Below are 17,963 nucleotides of genomic sequence, written 5' to 3' on the forward strand. Positions count from 1 at the left end.
CTGATGATCGAAAAACTCATTCTCGCTTCCGGCAGTCCGTTCCGCAAGGCGATGCTCGTCCATGCCGGGCTCGATATCGAGGCGATTCCGGCCGATGTCGATGAACGGGCGCTCGAGGCGCCGTTGCAGGGCAGTGGCGTTTCGCCCGAAGACGTCGCGCTGGTGCTGGCCGAAGCCAAAGCAATAGAGGTCAGCGAGTGCAACCCTGGCGTGCTGGTGCTCGGCTGCGACCAGACGCTGTCGCTGGGTGACACGGTGTTCCACAAGCCGGCCGACATGGAAGGCGCGCGGCGGCATCTTCTGGCGCTTTCCGGCAAGACGCATCAGTTGAACAGCGCCGCCGTTCTGGTGCGCGATGGCCAAGTGCTATGGCGTCATGTCGGCATCGCCAACCTGACCATGCGCAAGCTGGAGCCTGCCTTCATCGGGCGCCACCTTGCCCGCGTCGGCGAAAAGGCACTGACAAGCGTTGGCGCCTACCAGATCGAGGGCGAAGGCATACAGTTGTTCGAAACGATCGAAGGCGACTATTTCACCATTGTCGGCCTGCCTTTGCTTGCCGTGCTCGCCGAATTGCGCCGACTGGGTGCGATCGATGGCTGAAACTTCGATCCGGGCTTTCGTTGTCGGCCACCCGATCGCCCATTCGCGCTCGCCGAAGATACATCGCCATTGGCTCGAAGCCTTCGGCATTGCCGGCAGCTACGAGGCTGTCGATGTCGCACCGGCCGGTCTGGCTGCTTTCGTTGGCGGCTTGAACAGGCAAGGCTTTCGGGGCGGCAACGTCACCATCCCGCACAAGGAAGGGGTGTTTGCCCTTGCCGAACGGCGCGATGAGGCAGCCGAGGAGATCGGCGCGGTCAATACGCTGTGGTTTGAAGACGGCACGCTGTGGGGCGGCAACACCGACGCACACGGCTTCGCGGCCAATCTCGACGAATATGCCCTCGATTGGGACCGCAACGGCCCTGCCGTCGTGCTGGGAGCCGGCGGTGCGGCGCGCGCCGTCGTCCATGCCCTGAAGCAGCGCGGGATCAAGGATATCCGCATCGTCAACCGCACGTTGGCCCGGGCAAGAGAGCTTGGTGACCGCTTCGGTGCCGGCGTTTCTGCGCATGCTCTGGGCGCGACCGGGGAACTGCTGGCAGACGCGGGGCTCCTCGTCAACACCACGGCGCTCGGCATGCATGGCAATGAAGGATTGCTCGCCGATCCGGCCCTGCTGCCCGAAAAGGCGATCGTGACCGATATCGTGTATGTTCCTTTGGAAACGCCGCTGCTGGCTGCGGCCAAGGCGCATGGGCTGAAGACCGTCGACGGCCTTGGCATGCTGCTTCACCAAGCCGTGCCGGGATTCGAACACTGGTTCGGTAAACGCCCGGTGGTCACGCCGGATTTGCGTGCTTCTATCGTTGCTGATCTGGGTGCGGCAGCATGATCGTTCTTGGCCTCACAGGGTCCATTGGCATGGGCAAGTCGACCGCGGCGAAGATGTTCGCTGAGGCCGGCGTGCCGGTGCACGACTCCGATGAGGCCGTACATCGTCTTTATTCGGGCGTGGCGGTTCCATTGGTGGAAGCAGCTTTCCCAGGCACCACGCATGACGGCAGCGTCGACCGCGCCCTGCTTGGCAAGTACGTTCTGGGTGACCCGGTCGCGCTCAGGAAGCTGGAAGGGATCATCCATCCGCTTGTCCGGGCCGACGCCGATGCTTTCCTGGCCCGTCATCGCGCTGCCGGCGCGGCGCTGGCAGTGCTGGACATTCCGTTGCTGTTCGAAACCGGAGGCCGCGACCGCGTTGACAAGGTTGTCGTCATCACGGCTCCGGCAGACATTCAACGGGCGCGCGTCCTGGCCCGCCCGGGCATGACTGAAGAGAAGTTCAAGGCGATCCTGGCGCGCCAGGTGTCGGACGCCGAAAAGCGCCGGCTTGCCGACTTCATTATAGATACCGTGCACGGCTTCGACACGACGCGCGCGAGCATTCAGGCCATTATCGGTGAACTGACCGGGGATAAGCCCTAGCCGCCGGACAGCCGAACCTTGCCGATCATGCAGCCCTTGGCCATCTTGGACTATGGAGCGAATCGATGCGTGAGATCATTTTCGACACCGAAACCACTGGCCTCGACTCGCGCGAGGACCGCATCATCGAACTGGGCGGTGTCGAGATGGTGAACCGCTTCCCGACCGGGCGCAGCTTTCACTTCTTCATCAATCCGCAGGGCCGCCAGATCCACGCCGACGCGCAGGCCGTGCACGGCATCACCGCCGCCGAACTGGCCGACAAGCCGGTTTTCGGCGCAATTGCGGACGAATTCATCGAACTCGTCGACGGGGCCAAGCTGGTCGCCCACAATGCGAATTTCGATATAGGCTTCATCAATGCCGAGTTCGCGCGCATCGGCCGCCCGCCCATCGGGCCGGAGCGCGTCGTGGATACGCTGGCGCTCGCCAAGCGCAAGCATCCGATGGGACCGAACTCGCTCGACGCACTGTGCCGGCGCTACGGCATCGACAACAGCCACCGCACCATGCACGGCGCGCTGCTGGACTCCGAACTGCTGGCCGAAGTCTATATCGAACTGATCGGGGGCAAACAGGCAGCACTTGTTCTCGACAATGCCGCGGCATCGGGTGCGGATACAATCCGCATCGAGCATGCCGAACTGACGATTGCCGCTCGCCCCGCGCCGCTGCCGGCGCGCTTGAGCGAGGCTGAGCTTGCAGCCCACGCTGCCCTCGTCGAGACGCTCGGCGAAAAGGCCGTTTGGCTGGCTGTTGCGGCCAAATAAAAACCCGGCCGAAGCCGGGTTCTTCATGTGGGCCTCAGGCTCCTTTGATCAGCTGACCTTGACCTTGGAGGCAGCCTGATCTTCTGCGATCTTCTGCTGGAACATCTGGGCGAAATCGATCGGGTCGAGCATCAGCGGCGGGAAACCGCCATTGCGCGTCGCCTCAGCGATGATCTGGCGCGCGAACGGGAACAATAGCCGAGGGCATTCGATGAACAGGACTGGCAGCATATGCTCCTGCGGGAAGCCGGCGACGCTGAATACGCCGCCATAGACGAGCTCGACGTTGAACAGCACGTCCTTGTCGACCGTGGCCTTGGCGTTCAGCGTCAGGTTGACGTCGAACTGCTGCTCGGACAGCGGATTTGCGTTGACGTTGACGTTGATGGCGATGCCGGGAGCCTTGTCGCGCGAACGCAGGGAATTAGGTGCGCCGGGGCTTTCGAAGGAGAGATCCTTCACATATTGTGCCAGCACGTTCAGCGTCGGCTGCGTTCCATTGCCGTTGGTCGCGGCACCCTTCGGCGTTTCGTCGTTTTCGGCCATGAGCCCATTCCCTTTTTCGGGCCTAGTGGCCCCGATTGAAGTTGCGCGTTCGCTATCATTTCCGGCATGACAAGACAAGGTTTTGCCGGTGGTCGCCTATTCGTCTGGCAGCCGGCGCCAAGGGGACTGGTCGTCGGGGCGACCATCGCGCCGCTTGTAGTCGTCGTTGTCGAGATCGATGGTCTTGCCGCGCTGGCGGGGGTTGAAGCCGCTGGCAGCGCCGAACTCGCTCACGACGGCGACGCGTTTCTTCAGGTACCGCCACGCCAGGTCGCGCACCGGCGGCAACAGGAACAACAGTCCGAGGATCGAGGTGATGAAGCCTGGCACCATCAACAGGATGGCTGCAAACACCATCATCGCCCCATGCGCCAGCTGGCTGCTGGGGTCGCGCCCGGCATCCATCTCGGTCCGCACCCTGGCCATGACGCCAAAGCCCTGATGTCTGATCAGCAGGCTGCCGGCTATCGTGGAGGCAAGCACGAGGCCGATCGTGGCCAATGCGCCGATCTTGCTGCCGACGACGACAAATCCTGCGATTTCGGCGAGCGGAAGCGCAAGTATAAGCACGGGAAGAAGCGAAGTTCGCAAATCGGAGCCGTTTGTTCGTTGTTTTGGCCAGAGGCACCATTTGCCGCTGGCACTGGTTCCTTCAGATAGGTATGCCTGCCATTGATTTGAATGATTGTCTCTCGCGTTCTATATGCTTTGATAGCCGGATGCCAGATGAGGGCGAGTCCGGCTTGGTCAGCCGAACAGAGGCCGAAACAGGGATTGAGTGGCGCAAGCATGGAATTCTTCGACTTCGGCACGATTTTCTTCCTGGTCGCGGCAGTGGTGATCTTCTTCCAGCTGCGCAACGTGCTTGGCCGGCGTACCGGCAGCGAACGGCCGCCGTTCGACCCCTATGCCGCATCGCGCAAATCCGCAAAAGACGACACAGAAGCATCCGACAACGTGGTGGCGCTGCCGCGCAAGCGTGCGCCTGGCGAGCCGCCAGCGGACGTCTATGCCGACATCGATGCTTTTGCCAAACCCGATACCGATTTGAACAAGGGCCTGCGCGCCATCAAGGATAATGACGCCAGCTTCGAGCCGAAGGGCTTCGTCGACGGCGCCAAGATGGCCTATGAGATGATCGTCATGGCCTATGCCGACGGTGACAGGAAAACCTTGAAGGGCCTGTTGTCGCGCGAAGTCTTCGATGGTTTTGTCGCGGCGATCTCGGAGCGCGAGGCGAAGTCCGAACAGATTCAGTCGTCCTTCGTCGGCATCGACAAGGCAGACATCGTGTCCGCGGAAATGAAAGGCTCGGAAGCCCATGTCACGCTGCGGATTGTCAGCGAGCTGATCTCGGCGACGCGCGACAAGGCAGGCACCGTCATCGATGGCGATCCCGAGACGGTCGCAGAGGTCAAGGACGTCTGGACCTTCGCCCGCGACACACGTTCGCGCGATCCCAACTGGAAGCTTGTCGCGACCGAAGAAGAAGACTGAATTCATCAGCGGCGGCGGACGCCTGTGTCGCAACCATCTCCTTTCATAGAACGCCGCTTTGATGAGCTTCCCGGCTGGCAAGACGACGACCAGTTCGCCGCCTTTGCCGCTTTCCGGCGCAGCGCCGAGCATGTGCTGGTAAAGCCATACCGCGCCGGCGCGCTCGGCATTGAATGTTCTGCATTTGCCAAGGCCAATGCCGAGGCGCTGAACGCAGCGCCGGCCGACCGGATCGAGGCACGGGCTTTCTTCGAGCGCCACTTCGTCCCGTTGCAAATGCGCGCCGACGCTGGCGGTACCGGCCTTGTCACCGGCTTTTACGAACCCGAGGTGGAAGCCTCCCCGGTTCAGACGGCGCATTTTCCAGTGCCATTGCTGGCGCGTCCGCCCGATCTCATCGATGTCGATGACGCCAATCGTCCGCCCGGCCTGGACCCTTATCTGGCCTTTGCGCGGGCGACGCCGGATGGCGTGCCAACCGGCCTGGCCGAGTATTTCGACCGCGGCGAGATCGAGCGCGGCGCGCTGGCGGACCAAGGCTTGGAGATTGCCTGGCTCGCCGACAAGGTCGACGCCTTCTTCATCCATGTGCAGGGCGCGGCGCGTCTGGCTATGACCAACGGCAGCCTGATGCGCGTGACCTATGCCGCCAAATCCGGACAGCGGTTTTCAGGCCCTGGCAGGATGCTGGCCGATCTGGGCGAAATCCCGCTTGCAGACGTCACCATGCAGTCGATCCGCGCCTGGTTCAAACGCAACCCGCAGCGCATCGACGAGATCCTTTGGCGCAACCGCTCCTATATCTTCTTCAAGGAAGCAGATGTGAGCGACCCGGCGCTTGGCCCGATCGCCGCCGCCAAGGTGCCGTTGACGCCCGGCCGCTCGATTGCCGTCGATCGTCTGCTGCACACCTTCGGCACGCCGTTCTATATCGACGCGCCAGCCTTGACCGCGTTCGATGGCCGCCCGTTCCGGCGCCTGATGATCGCGCAAGATACCGGGTCGGCCATTATCGGCCCTACCCGGGGCGATCTTTTTGCCGGGTCAGGCGACGCGGCGGGCGAGATCGCTGGCGTGGTGCGCCACGCTGCCGACTTCTTTGCCCTCGTTCCGCGTGTACTTGCACCAAGGCTGTCGTGCCATACCGTTTCGGATGCCAATCAATGACCAGGCGCGTGGAAAAACCGCTGAACGAGGAGGACCGGGTGCTGTGGAGCCTGGTCGCCCGCAGTGCCAGGCCGCTCAAGGGCAAGGCAGCGGTGGGGCTTCCCGTCGCCGAAGTCCAGCCGCCACCTGCACCGCTGCCGCCATCGCCCGCACCTTCCGCCGTACAGGCCAAGCCGAAGCCGCTGGCGGCACCGCATCGCCTTGACGAGCCGACGCTGGACAAGCTGTCGAAGGGCCGCCTGCCGATCGAGGGCAGGGTCGACCTCCACGGCATGACGCAGGAACAGGCCTATTCTCTGCTCTATTCCTTCCTGCATCGGGCTCATGCCGGCGGCGTGCGCTATGTATTGGTGATCACCGGCAAGGGGTCGTCTTCCGGCGGCGATGGCGTGCTGCGCCGCTCGGTACCGGCATGGTTGTCGACACCGGCCTTCCGGCTCTTCGTGTCCAGTCATGACCATGCTGCGCGCCATCATGGTGGCTCGGGCGCGCTCTATGTGCGCCTGCGCCGGGTGCGGTCATGACACCTTTGGGCGAAAAAATCCGGCAGATGCGGCGCGAGCGTGGCGCCAGCCAGAAGGATATGGCCGCGGCGGTCGGCGTGAGTGCCGCCTATCTATCGGCGCTAGAGCACGGCCGGCGCGGCGTGCCGAGCTGGACGCTGCTCCAGAAGATCATTGGCTATTTCAACATCATCTGGGACGAGGCCGAGGAGTTCCAGCGCTTGGCCGAGACATCGCGGCCACGGGTCAAGCTCGACACGTCGGGCCTGTCGCCCGCCGCGACAGAACTCGCCAACCTTTTGGCAGAGAGTATCGACAGACTGGACGAAGCTGAAATCCGCCATATCACCGCTTCGGTCAGGCAGATGCTCGACCGGGCAAGACGCGCCGGCTCCTGACACCTTGCCGTCAGCAAGGGGCTGAGTAAGGCCTTGTTGAAAGGCCGGCGACAGGTCAATCTCGAATCTCGTTTCCGGCGGCTTTCGAGAAGGCAAACCATGATTCTGATCGGCCAGTATGATTCGCCCTTTGTCCGCCGCGTCGGTATAGCGCTGACCCTTTATGGGCTGAGTTTCGAACACCGGCCATGGGGTGTTTTCGGCGACACCGACAAGATACGCCAGTACAATCCGCTGGTGCGGGTACCGACACTGGTGCTCGACAATGGCGAGGTGCTGATCGAAAGCCATTTGATCCTCGACTACATCGACAGCCTCGTACCTGCGGACCGGGTTTTGTTTCCGAGAGCCGAGCCTGCCCGGCATCAGGCGCTGAAAGTCGCCGCGCTGGCCACCGGCATGGCCGACAAGGTGGTCAGCCTGTTCTACGAGAAGCGTCTCCACCGCGAAGTGTCGCAAGTCTGGGTGGAGCGCTGCCGGACGCAGATTTCCGGTGTGCTTGCCGTGCTCGAGGCCGACCGCGCCGGACGCAGCAGCGCCTATTGGTTCGGAGAAACGCTCGGCCATGCCGACATTGCCGTCGCGGCGGTGCTGCGCGCGCTTTCCGAAGCGCATCCCGGCCTGATCGAGATCGCCGACTATCCGGCGCTGGCCGCCCATGCGGCCAGGCTCGAGGCCATGCCGGTTTTCCAGACCATCATGCAGCCGTTCATTCCACCGGCTTGAGCGACTGGAGCCAGAACATCGGGCCGAAAGGTGGGATCCGGTGTTCGGATAATACAATGCTCAAACAAAGAGATTGATAGCCTATGCATCCGTCAGGATGCATAGGCTATCTAAGCGGCGTCGCGCACCTGATAGTCTTTTACCGCTGTGAAGCGGACCGCCTTCCAGCGCTCGGCCTCGTAGTTGAGGGAAAATTCGTGCTGGGCAAGGAACACCGGGTCGTTGTCGAGATCGCGGGCAATGTCGCCGCGATGCGCCTCGATGAAGCGGGTGAGTTCGGCCCGTTCGTCGGCGGAGATCCAGCGGCAGACTGAAAAGCGCGACATCTCGAAATCGACGGGCAAGGAATACTCGATGCTGAGCCGCTCCTTCAGCACGTCGAGTTGCAGCGCGCCGACCACGCCGACGATCGCCGGCGATCCGTCTTCCGGGGAGAACAGCTGCACGACACCTTCTTCCGCCATCTGGTGCAGCGCTTCCTTGAGCTTCTTGGCCTTCATGGCATCGCCCAACCTGACACGACGCAGGATTTCGGGCGCGAAATTGGGCACTCCGCGAAACAGGATTTCCTCGCCTTCGGTCAGCGTGTCGCCGATGCGCAGCGTGCCGTGGTTGGGAATGCCGACGACATCGCCGGCATAGGCCTCATCGGCGGTGATGCGCGAGCGGGCGAAGAAGAACTGCGGCGCTGACAGGCTCAACGATTTGCCGGTGCGCACCAGCTTGGCCTTCATTCCGCGCTCCAGCGTGCCGGAACAGACCCGCACGAAGGCGATGCGGTCGCGATGATTGGGGTCCATATTGGCCTGGATCTTGAAGACGAAGGAGGTCATCTTCTCTTCCGTCGCCTCGACCTTGCGCGTGTCGGCTTCCTGCGCGCGCGGTGCGGGCGCCCAGTCACCCAGCGCTTCGATCAGGTCCCGTACGCCGAAATTGCGCAGCGCCGAGCCGAAAAAGACCGGCGTCAAATGGCCTTGGCGAAAAGCTTCGAGATCGAAGGGCCGGCACGCTTCACGCGCCAGTTCCAGCTCCTCGATGAAGGCGGGGCGATCATTCTCGGGCAGAAGACCTGCCGCGCGATTGGAGTCGGGACCGCTGACCGGCGTTCGGACCATTTCCTGATCGTGGTGGCGCACCGCGTTTCCGGCAAGGTGGTAGGTTCCCGCGAAGGTCTTGCCTTGCCCGATGGGCCAGGTGATCGGAGCGGTATCGAGCGCCAGCTTCTGCTCGATCTCGTCGAGGATTTCGAACGTGTCGCGCGCCTCGCGATCCATCTTGTTGACGAAGGTGACGATGGGAATGTCGCGCAGGCGGCAGACCTCGAACAGTTTCAGCGTACGCGGCTCGATGCCCTTGGCGGCGTCGATGACCATGACGGCGGAATCGACCGCCGACAGCGTTCTATAGGTGTCGTCGGCGAAATCCTCGTGGCCGGGCGTGTCGAGCAGGTTGAAGACATTGTCGTGATATTCGAACGTCATCACCGAGGTGACGACGGAAATGCCGCGCTCGCGCTCGATCTTCATCCAGTCCGACCGGGTCTGGATGCGGTCCTTCTTGGCCTTGACCTCACCGGCAAGCTGGATCGCGCCGCCGAACAAAAGCAGCTTTTCGGTCAGTGTCGTCTTGCCCGCGTCCGGATGCGCGATGATCGCAAAGGTGCGGCGGCGCCCGACCGCCTGTTCGATTGTCTCGGCCAATGTCTGAAATCCCTTTAGGTGGCGGGCTTCTACCAGCAGCGGCCGAACCTGTCGAACGGAAACCGACGGATACGCCGCCGATGTGAGCCGCGCTGCCGGCGGCGTATCGTCCCGCGCATCTTGTTCTGGTCTCTTTGCGCGCCGTGCTGTAAGCGGAACCGCCTGGGGAGAAAGCCGTTGAACGCCTCACTCCCGCGTTGACCGTTTCGGCCCTTGCCTCAATAGGATCGTCGCCATGTCCGCCACCAGTAATCCCTCTTCCGTCATCGGCCCAACCGTTGGCTTCGTCAGGCTGCCGCATTGCGAGGGCCTGCCGCTTCCTGCTTACGAAAGTGCTGGCGCTGCCGGCATGGATCTCAGGGCAGCGATACCGGAAGATCGCTCGATCCTCATCCTGCCCGGCAAAAGGGCTCTGGTGCCGACCGGGCTTGTCTTGGAGATTCCGGAAGGAATGGAAGGCCAGATCCGGCCGCGCTCCGGCCTTGCCCTCAAGCATGGGATCACCTGCCTCAACACGCCCGGCACCATCGACAGCGATTATCGCGGCGAAGTGAACGTATTGCTTGTCAACCTTGGCGACGAGGACTTTTCCGTAACGCGCGGCATGCGCATCGCCCAGATCGTGTTTGCGCCGGTGGTTCATGTGGCCGCCGAGGAGCGTACGCTTGCTGGCGGCACGGCGCGCGGGACAGGCGGGTTCGGGTCGACGGGCACGGCGTGAACATGGCGCCCAAACTCGTCATCTTCGACTGCGACGGGGTTCTGGTCGATACCGAAGGCCCGGCCAATCGCAGATTGGCACAGTGGATAACCGAGGCCGGCTATCCGATCGCCTATGAGCAATGCCGGCACCGCTTCAGCGGGCGCAGCCTGTCGTCGGTGAGGGCCGAACTGATCCAGACGGCAGGCGTCGATCTGGGTGCCGACCTCATCGAGCGCTGGTACCGGGAACTGCCGGAACTGTTTTCCGGCGGCGTCGAGGCCATTGCCTATGTTAGGGATTTCATCGCGGCCGTGGAGCGCGTCGGCCTTCCCCTTTGCGTCGCGTCGTCCGCCCGCATCGACAAGATGCACATGACGCTTGGCCAGACCGGTCTCTTGCCATACTTCAAGGACGTGCTGTTCAGCGCCTCGATGGTGGAGCACGGCAAGCCGGCGCCAGACCTGTTTCTGCACGCCGCCAAGACGATGGGAATCCGGCCGGCCGACTGCATCGTCATCGAGGATAGCGTACCCGGCACGCAAGCAGGCGTCGCTGCCGGAATGCGCGTCTTTTCCTACCATGGCGATCCGATGGCCGATGTCGAAGGTCTGCGCGCGGCCGGCGGCATCCTGTTCGACGATATGCGCAAGCTGGCTGGTCTCGTCCCCCTCTCCCGATCGGCCTCTCCAGGGAAGGGAACAGATTTTAAGCGCCGCGCGGTTTGAAATTTTACCGCACTTGCGCATTCAGGGCGCGCTGCGCTGCTTTCCAATGTCCGCCAATATTGATTCCGCAAAAAGCCGGTCTCGACTTGCGTCGAGACCGGCCAAATCGCCCCAAGGCCGGGATTATTTTGTCGATTTGCCTTAGGTCTGCCCGGCCGGGCAGACGAGATGGACTGGAATGGGTGTGCGTGCGTGAACCCGATATGGTTCCTGGCTCCACATAAGGTTACGAACAAACCAGGGCCGACGCGGATCGGCGCCCATGATGATGGCATCGCATGTGCGGCGCTTTGCCTCGTTCAGGATGCTTTTGCTCGGGTTGCGCGTGGTCACGATGTGGCCATTCGCCGTCACGCCGGCATCCTCCAGTTGGCTCAGAGCCCAAAAGACGTTCTCTTGCTGCTCATCCATCTCGCGTTTGCTGGGACGCAAGCCGGGATTGGGCAGTCCGAACCCCGTCCCCCACAGCCTTGCCACGGTAAGCACCGTGGCATGGCCATTGTGGGGGCGCAACATCCGCACGGCCAGGTCGATAACGTCCTGGCTGAAGCGTCTGCCTTCAGAAGCGATCAGCACGCTTTGCACGGCGCGCTGGTCGCCGGCAGGCCGTGATTGTCTGAACAGGGTCCTGATCATCTGCCCAACCTCTCAGTTGCGGGACGTGGACGCCGCCATGGCTGGCGAGCCGGCCCGGCGGTCTTCCCACTGCCGATACCAGTACAGGGGCAAGTACATGAAGGTCGCAGCGATACCTAGGAAGTAATAGATCGCTTGACCGCCGATATACGAGTAAATGACCCCGCCAACCAGCCATACAAAGAAATACAACGCAGCGAGCGCCAGCGCAATGTACTTGAAGTACTCCGGTAGACGGAACGGACGATGCACATTGGGCCGATCCTTGCGCAGCAAGTAGTAGCCAATGAGCACCGGCACGAAGGAACCGAGATATCCGACATTGGAGAAGGAATAGATCTCGATCGCGCCGCCCATGAACGCGATCAGGAGGCTGGCGCCGACATTGGTCATCATCGCCCGGTCCGGAACGTGGTTCTTGTTGAGGTGCTGATAGAAGCGCGGGAACTGACCGTCGAGCGACATCTGGTAGAGCGAGCGCGAGCAACCCATCAGCGAGTTCAACGCCGATAGCACCAGCGCGATGATCAGCATGATCGCCATCAGCCATTCCATCACCGCACCGGCGACGCCGGGGAAGATGTTGCTGGCGAAGGTGACGAACATCGTCTTCGGATCGACCAGAGCCGGATCCGAGATGGCCTGCACGCCGAGCACGACCACGAACGAAATCGGCAGCATGGTGTAGACGAACACGCCGTAGCCGCCTTCCAGCGTCATGGCGATCTTGGCGTCACGCCCCGGATGCTTGCATTCGCCGATGTAGCAGGCCGCCGCCTCGTACGCGATCACCGTCCATAACAGCGGAAATGCGTAGGCCACATACATGACCCAGGCCGGATAGCCGTTGATGTCGCTGAAGAAGCTAGATCCGTCGAGTTGCGGGAAGCCGGCGATCTCGCTCCAGTTCGCGGCGTCGGGATTGAAGATGAAGCCGATCGACAGGAAGGTCAGCGGGATCATCGACAATACGGCCAAAATGGTCGCCATCGAGGTGCCGAAGCGGATGCCGAGGTAAGCCGGTACGGACAGGATCAGCAGCCCGACAGCGGTGATGGCCAGCGTCCACCAGGGAATGAACGTGCTGATCGGCGTGATGCCGGATGTTGTGTCGAGGCCGAATAGATGGGTGATGTAGAACGAGGCCAGGATCATGTTCAGCGGTGCTACCGGCATCCAGCCGACCCAGTACATCCAGGCAGTGACGCCATTGACGTGCGGCGCAAGCCGTGGCCATCGATCCTTGTAGGCTGGATATGCATAGGATGGAGAACCGCCCGTTCGTCCGGGCATCATTGCCGACAGTTCTGCCAGCAAGAGACATAACACGACGCCTGTCAGCGTGAAGAATGTTATGAAGGGAATGTAGGATGCGCCGAAAACCGTAAGGAATGCTGGCGCTGCGCCGGTTACGAGAATTGTGCCGGCCAGACCGATGACAAAGGCGCCCCACCAGTTTGTACCGGTCTGAAGATTGCCTTGCTCGTACTCAAGGACATCTAAGGCTTCTCCTCCAGAATTACTCATCTTGCTTTCCCCCCTTCACCTTGGCGGTGAATATTATCGTTGGTTTGGCCGTGCGCACGCAGCCGATTCGTTCCGTATAGAACGTGCGTTTCTGTTTATCAGTCATAGGGTTCCTCCCTCCTTGTGACTTGGATTTTGCCGGGCCTGGATCTGGATGATCTGTCTGTTCAACTCCTTGGATGTGTCAGGGCTGTGTGTGAGACAGTGCTGTGGAGCGGTCGCACAAAGTTACCCGCGGGCCGTTCAAAGATGGGCTCGCAGCATTTGTTGTTTCGTCGTGGGTTACGGGCATGCACGCAAAAATTGACGCGCCTGGTTCAAGCATCTTCGTGTGTAAGGTAGATCAGCAACCGACCGGCATCGTTGCCGCTTGCGGCGATGCTGAAATCGAAAATTGCGCTATCTGATTTGTTGAGCGTCGCCCATGCATCTATGCCGACACGACAGAAATAGCGCCCCCAACATGGGCGGCCCATTCTTCTCGTGTCGCTTTATGATGTCGAGATGGCTACGCAACAGCCGCCCAATTTTCACACGCTATGGATGCTTGTTGTTGTTATTCTGCCATCCATTCGTCTCCTCCGATTACCACAGGCGATGAATCAAAGAGCTATTTTTCGTTGGGTGAAACGGCCTCACCGATACAATTCACATCGAGAAACAAAATTTCACCGGATGCAATTTGGCCACAACCCCATTCGCCTGTCAACAAATTATTGCATCGCATGACGATGGCTGAATCATTTTGCGATCAAGATTTGTAACTATTTGAACTGGTTCGACAAATTTCGACTTTTTGCGAAACGCGACAAAATTCGGCGCCAGCGGATGAAGCGGAGATTTGGCTGGCCGGCCGGAGCGCCTACGCAATAGCAGACACGCTGCATTCTCCTGACACGCTGTCGCCTTCGTTGCGCTGAGCCCGGAAAAGAAAATCCTGAGCCAATCACATCCGTTTGCCCGCCGCACGTGCCAGGGATAGGATCGCACCACGATCTCAACCCGGACAAGGGCGTGCGCCATGGACAAGGGCAAGACATTTCGCGACCTCCACTCCTCGACCTTCGTCATTCCCAACCCATGGGACATAGGCACCGCGAAACTGCTTCGGTCTTTCGGCTTCAAGGCATTGGCGACGACCAGCGCGGGCTTCGCCTTTTCGCGCGGCCTGCCGGATGGCGGCGTGAGCTTCGAGACGATGATCGCCCACTGCAAGGAACTGGTCGCGGCGACCGACCTGCCGGTCTCGGCGGACCTCGAGAAGGGCAAGGGCGACAGCCCCGAGCGTGCTGCCGAGACCATATTCGCAGCCGAGGCCGCTGGGCTCGCAGGTTGCTCGATCGAGGATTTTTCCGGCGACGACGATCATCCGATCTATGATTTTTCCCACGCGGTCGAGCGGGTTGCAGCGGCGGTCGAGGCGGCTCGGGCGTTGGGCCACGATTTCGTCTTCACCGCCCGGGCGGAAAACTTCCTGCATGGCCGTAACGACCTCGACGACACTATCCGGCGCCTGCAGGCCTTCGAGAAAGCCGGTGCCGACGTGCTCTATGCGCCTAGCATCACCGACATCGAGGCTGTGCGCACCATCTGCTCCTCCGTGTCGAAGCCGGTCAACATACTTGCCGTCCCGGCCTTCACCGTTGCGGAATTGGCAAAGGCGGGGGCCAAGCGCATATCGCTCGGCTCCAAGCTGACCAATTATACATTCGGTGCGCTGGAACGTGCATCGAAAGAAATCCTGGAGAGCGGTTCCTTCGCCTTCAGCCGCGACGCCATGGCCTACGACCGGCTGCAAAAAATGTTCTCGACGCCGGAATGACGCCGCCCTTGCTGACCGTCACCGACATGCACACCGGCGGTGAACCGGTGCGTATCGTCACCGGTGGTTATCCGCCGATCCCGAAAGGCACGATCCTCGAGAAGCGGGCTTATGTGCGCGACCATCTCGACCATTTGCGCAAGCTTTTGATGTTCGAACCGCGCGGCCACTACGACATGTATGGCGCGTTGCTGGTCGAACCGGACCTGCCGGGAGCCGACCTCGCCGTGCTGTTCATGCACAATGAGGGTTATTCGACGATGTGCGGCCATGCCGTCATCGCGCTTGGCCGCTACGCGGTGGACACCGGCATGGTGGCTGCGCAGGAGCCGGTGACCGTCGTCAACATCGAAGCGCCGTGCGGGCTGGTCGTCGCCTCGGTCGAGGTCAAGGACGGCAAGGCGGGCGCGGTTTCCTTCGAGAGCGTACCGGCCTTTCTGTTCGCCCGCGGCGAAAGCGTCGAACTTGCCGGCAAAGGCACGGTGCGCTTCGACATCGCCTATGGCGGCGCGTTCTACGCGCTGGCCGACTGCCGCCAGTTCGCCTTGGAATTCGGCCGCGACCGGGTGCGCGACTTCGTCGATGCGGCAACCGCGCTGACCGGCAAATTAAAGGCCGCCTTTCCCTTGTCCCATCCCGACCATGACGACCTCGCTTTCCTCTATGGTACGATACTGACCGACGGCGTGGATGAATTTTCCGACCGGCCGACGAAGAATGTGTGCGTGTTCGCCGAGGCCGAGGTGGACCGTTCGCCGACCGGCTCGGGCGTCACCGCCAGGCTGGCGGCCATGCACGCCAAGGGCGAGATCGGCATCGGCCAGACGCGTATTTTCGAAAGCATCGTCGGCTCGCGCTTTTCCGGGGCGGTCGCCCGCACCGCGACAGCCGGCCGGCATGCGGCGATCGTCGCCCGCGTCGGCGGCCGGGCGTTCTATTCGGGCAAGGCCGAATTCACGCTGGAAGCCGAGGACGAACTCGGCCGCGGGTTTCTTTTGCGTTAGAGCGCGTCGCCCTGATGCGCCGCGCTTTTTGCCGCGATGCACTGGACGCCCGCGCGGGCGGCGTGCCAAAAGGCGGGCGTTTGGCCTGACGCGGCGGAGATTTGAATGCCCGATTATGACGTCCTGTGCATCGGCAATGCCATTGTCGATATCATCGCCCAGTGCGACGAGGCATTCCTCAACGACAACGGCATCATCAAGGGCGCGATGAACCTGATCGACGCGACCCGCGCCGAACTGCTCTACCAGCGCATGGGCCCGGCCATCGAGGCTTCCGGCGGATCGGCCGGCAACACGGCTGCCGGCGTCGCCAGCTTGGGCGGCCGCGCCGCCTTCTTCGGCAAGGTGTCGAACGACCAGCTCGGACGCCTCTATGCCCATGACATCCGCGCCCACGGCGTCGCCTTCGACACCCGCCCGCTGGACAGCCTGCCGCCCACGGCGCGCTCGATGATCTTCGTCACCCCCGACGGCGAGCGCTCGATGAACACCTATCTCGGCGCCTGCGTCGAGCTTGGCCCGGAGGACGTCGAGGCCGACAAGGCGAGCGGCGCTAGGGTGACTTATTTCGAGGGCTATCTGTGGGACCCGCCGCGCGCCAAGGAGGCGATCCGCCAGACCGCCCGCCTCGCCCACGCCGCCGGGCGCGAAGTGGCAATGACGCTGTCGGACTCGTTTTGCGTCGACCGCTATCGCGACGAGTTCCTCGACCTGATGCGCTCGGGCACCGTCGATATCGTCTTCGCCAACAGCCACGAGATCAAGTCGCTCTACCAGACCGCCTCCTTCGATGCCGCGCTTGCCGCGCTGCGCAAGGACTGCCGGCTTGCCGCCGTGACCCGCTCGGAGAAGGGCTCGGTGATCGTGCGCGGCGACGAGACGGTGCAAATCGAGGCGACGGCGATTGCCGAGCTGGTCGACACCACCGGCGCCGGCGACCTCTATGCCGCCGGCTTCCTGCATGGCTACACGCAAGGCCGCGACCTCAAGACCTGCGGCGACCTCGGCTCGCTGGCCGCCGGGCTGGTGATCCAGCAGGTCGGCCCGCGCCCGCGCCAGAACTTGCGCCTCGAGGCCGAGCAGGCCGGACTTCTGTAGAAAGCGCCGACCCCTCACTCCTCGAACCGAAAAGCCAGCATCAGCGCCGCTTCGGCAGCGACGCGGCCGGGTATGGGGCCGGCACCACAAGCGCCGGGGCCGTTGTCGCCCATCGGCAGATGGCATTGGCCGGTACGGTGGCAAAACCGTCTTGAGCAGCGCTGGGGTGCGCCGTCGGCTTCGAGCGCGAGGCTGAATGCCGAAATGCACAGTTCCTTGAAGTCCTGCGGGATGTCGTCCTGTATGCTTGGCATGTCCGTCCTTTCCGGTCGAAATTGCGGGCATGCGGAAGGCCCTTCCCGCCAAAGAATGGATCGGGAAGCCGACGCAGGACCCGCGCCCTTTGAGAATTTTATGCGGCGCGGTGCCCTGCGTCCGCCGGCGTTCTTGCCTCACCGGGGGATGGCATTTTCGCCAAAGGCCCAGTCGAGGCCCGGACCTGGGGGATCATCTCCCAGCCGCGCTACCGCAGCGCGACCGATCCGGCGCCGCCGTTCCCGCCTGACGCCCGGTGCGCAGCCAGGCTTCCCGTGAGAACGGTGAGGGGATTATGGGGGAGGTTGAGAGGGTGTGGATAAAAAGGAGGGGAGATTTTTGGAAGGGCGCGGGATCGGCAGGGGTGCAGGCAGAGGACAAGCGGGGATCTATCCACGTTTTTAGCGGGCCAATCTGCGAATGACGACTTCTTGGCAATGGAGCAATGGCGGCTTACGACCTCATTGTCGCCGTTCGGCATGGTTTGCATGCAATCTAAAACCGACCAGCGGCACCGGCAAATTGGCTACGTAGCGGCGAGATTGTCAGGCACGGGGCTTCATGGTTTGATGCTCGACACAGGATCAACTTGCGTTTCTTCACCGTTTGCATTTTATTTCGCGCGGGGTACGGACGGAGCGAGTGAAAGCTCGCTGGCTCGGAAGGGTCACTGTTACTAAATAGGGCTTCGGCCTTGGCTTCTGCTGCATTCGGCAACGAGTGCTTAGTTATCCATGAGAAATTGCGTCCGTACCTCTATGGAGTGTGCGCGGCGGTGACAAATTAGGCCATGGAGCGCCGGCATAATGCTGGTGCGGGCGGAGTAAAAACCGTCCAGTGGCTAGGCTGATCCCTTTGGGG

20 protein-coding genes are annotated in these 17,963 nt (G+C 62.1%); 14 read left to right on the plus strand and 6 right to left on the minus strand.

What is annotated here, in order from left to right; genetic code table 11:
* Positions 1-3: 3 nt before the first annotated feature.
* The 4 genes from ASD64_RS07305 to dnaQ all read left to right on the plus strand — a co-directional run bounded on the left by ASD64_RS07305 (position 4) and on the right by dnaQ (position 2,795).
* The gene (locus ASD64_RS07305) at positions 4-603 is read left to right on the plus strand and encodes a Maf-like protein (RefSeq protein ID WP_056102977.1); all 600 of its coding nucleotides are present in this window, start codon (positions 4-6) and stop codon (positions 601-603) included.
* Positions 596-1,438 (plus strand): shikimate dehydrogenase, encoded by an 843-nt coding sequence (locus tag ASD64_RS07310; RefSeq protein ID WP_056102980.1) that lies wholly within the window; start codon positions 596-598, stop codon positions 1,436-1,438. Before ASD64_RS07305 ends, ASD64_RS07310 begins: the two co-directional genes overlap by 8 nt.
* Positions 1,435-2,025: a dephospho-CoA kinase gene (gene coaE / locus ASD64_RS07315; protein ID WP_056102984.1), complete on the plus strand. Its 591-nt coding sequence runs from the start codon at positions 1,435-1,437 to the stop codon at positions 2,023-2,025. Before ASD64_RS07310 ends, coaE begins: the two co-directional genes overlap by 4 nt.
* A gap of 65 nt (positions 2,026-2,090) precedes the next feature.
* Positions 2,091-2,795, plus strand: coding sequence for a DNA polymerase III subunit epsilon (gene dnaQ, locus ASD64_RS07320; RefSeq protein WP_056102987.1), 705 nt, complete (start codon positions 2,091-2,093; stop codon positions 2,793-2,795).
* A gap of 48 nt (positions 2,796-2,843) precedes the next feature.
* On the opposite strand, the gene secB is transcribed toward dnaQ, so the two are convergent.
* Together secB and ASD64_RS07330 are read right to left on the minus strand one after the other, a co-directional pair.
* Complete coding sequence (gene secB, locus ASD64_RS07325; RefSeq protein ID WP_056102990.1) at positions 2,844-3,341, minus strand: protein-export chaperone SecB; 498 nt, start codon at positions 3,339-3,341, stop codon at positions 2,844-2,846.
* Positions 3,342-3,437: 96 nt separating this feature from the next.
* Positions 3,438-3,932 carry an FxsA family protein gene (locus tag ASD64_RS07330; protein ID WP_056102993.1) on the minus strand — a complete coding sequence of 165 codons (495 nt, stop codon included), beginning with the start codon at positions 3,930-3,932 and terminating at the stop codon, positions 3,438-3,440.
* A 198-nt stretch (positions 3,933-4,130) separates the two neighbouring features.
* Between ASD64_RS07330 and ASD64_RS07335 the strand changes: the two genes are divergently transcribed.
* The 5 genes from ASD64_RS07335 to ASD64_RS07355 all read left to right on the plus strand — a co-directional run bounded on the left by ASD64_RS07335 (position 4,131) and on the right by ASD64_RS07355 (position 7,632).
* Positions 4,131-4,838, plus strand: a complete 708-nt coding sequence (locus ASD64_RS07335; protein ID WP_056102996.1) for a Tim44/TimA family putative adaptor protein — start codon at positions 4,131-4,133, stop codon at positions 4,836-4,838.
* 24 nt (positions 4,839-4,862) lie between these two features.
* Positions 4,863-6,005, plus strand: coding sequence for a murein transglycosylase A (locus ASD64_RS07340; RefSeq protein WP_156460050.1), 1,143 nt, complete (start codon positions 4,863-4,865; stop codon positions 6,003-6,005).
* A complete protein-coding gene (locus ASD64_RS07345) occupies positions 6,002-6,529 on the plus strand; it encodes a Smr/MutS family protein (RefSeq protein ID WP_056103003.1) in 528 nt (175 codons plus the stop codon). The genes ASD64_RS07340 and ASD64_RS07345 overlap by 4 nt, the downstream gene beginning before the upstream one ends.
* On the plus strand, positions 6,526-6,906 hold the full coding sequence (locus tag ASD64_RS07350) for a helix-turn-helix domain-containing protein (protein ID WP_056103006.1): 381 nt from the start codon (positions 6,526-6,528) through the stop codon (positions 6,904-6,906). Before ASD64_RS07345 ends, ASD64_RS07350 begins: the two co-directional genes overlap by 4 nt.
* A 99-nt stretch (positions 6,907-7,005) precedes the next feature.
* A complete protein-coding gene (locus tag ASD64_RS07355) occupies positions 7,006-7,632 on the plus strand; it encodes a glutathione S-transferase family protein (RefSeq protein WP_056103009.1) in 627 nt (208 codons plus the stop codon).
* 110 nt (positions 7,633-7,742) lie between these two features.
* Here ASD64_RS07355 and ASD64_RS07360 read toward each other — a convergent pair whose 3' ends face one another.
* Entirely contained in the window at positions 7,743-9,332 is a 1,590-nt protein-coding gene (locus ASD64_RS07360; protein WP_056103012.1) for a peptide chain release factor 3, read from the minus strand.
* Positions 9,333-9,567: 235 nt separating this feature from the next.
* Between ASD64_RS07360 and dut the strand changes: the two genes are divergently transcribed.
* Positions 9,568-10,053, plus strand: a complete 486-nt coding sequence (dut, locus tag ASD64_RS07365; protein ID WP_056103015.1) for a dUTP diphosphatase — start codon at positions 9,568-9,570, stop codon at positions 10,051-10,053.
* A gap of 2 nt (positions 10,054-10,055) precedes the next feature.
* A complete protein-coding gene (locus ASD64_RS07370; protein WP_056103016.1) occupies positions 10,056-10,760 on the plus strand; it encodes an HAD family hydrolase in 705 nt (234 codons plus the stop codon).
* Between the two features lie 141 nt (positions 10,761-10,901).
* Here the strand turns inward: ASD64_RS07370 and ASD64_RS07375 are convergent, their stop codons facing one another.
* Complete coding sequence (locus ASD64_RS07375; RefSeq protein ID WP_056103020.1) at positions 10,902-11,396, minus strand: universal stress protein; 495 nt, start codon at positions 11,394-11,396, stop codon at positions 10,902-10,904.
* Positions 11,397-11,408: 12 nt separating this feature from the next.
* A complete protein-coding gene (locus tag ASD64_RS07380; protein WP_056103022.1) occupies positions 11,409-12,923 on the minus strand; it encodes an APC family permease in 1,515 nt (504 codons plus the stop codon).
* 1,021 nt (positions 12,924-13,944) lie between these two features.
* On the opposite strand from ASD64_RS07380, the gene ASD64_RS07385 reads away from it, so the two are divergent.
* From ASD64_RS07385 to ASD64_RS07395, 3 genes are all read left to right on the plus strand, one after another.
* The gene (locus ASD64_RS07385; RefSeq protein WP_056103025.1) at positions 13,945-14,745 is read left to right on the plus strand and encodes an isocitrate lyase/PEP mutase family protein; all 801 of its coding nucleotides are present in this window, start codon (positions 13,945-13,947) and stop codon (positions 14,743-14,745) included.
* Positions 14,742-15,749, plus strand: a complete 1,008-nt coding sequence (locus ASD64_RS07390; RefSeq protein WP_056103028.1) for a proline racemase family protein — start codon at positions 14,742-14,744, stop codon at positions 15,747-15,749. The genes ASD64_RS07385 and ASD64_RS07390 overlap by 4 nt, the downstream gene beginning before the upstream one ends.
* 105 nt (positions 15,750-15,854) lie before the next feature.
* Positions 15,855-16,847: an adenosine kinase gene (locus tag ASD64_RS07395; RefSeq protein ID WP_056103031.1), complete on the plus strand. Its 993-nt coding sequence runs from the start codon at positions 15,855-15,857 to the stop codon at positions 16,845-16,847.
* A gap of 14 nt (positions 16,848-16,861) precedes the next feature.
* Here ASD64_RS07395 and ASD64_RS07400 read toward each other — a convergent pair whose 3' ends face one another.
* Positions 16,862-17,101, minus strand: coding sequence for a hypothetical protein (locus tag ASD64_RS07400; protein WP_056103034.1), 240 nt, complete (start codon positions 17,099-17,101; stop codon positions 16,862-16,864).
* Positions 17,102-17,963 lie beyond the last annotated feature (862 nt).

The sequence above is a fragment of the Mesorhizobium sp. Root157 genome, assembly GCF_001427385.1.
Taxonomy (GTDB): Bacteria; Pseudomonadota; Alphaproteobacteria; order Rhizobiales; family Rhizobiaceae; genus Mesorhizobium.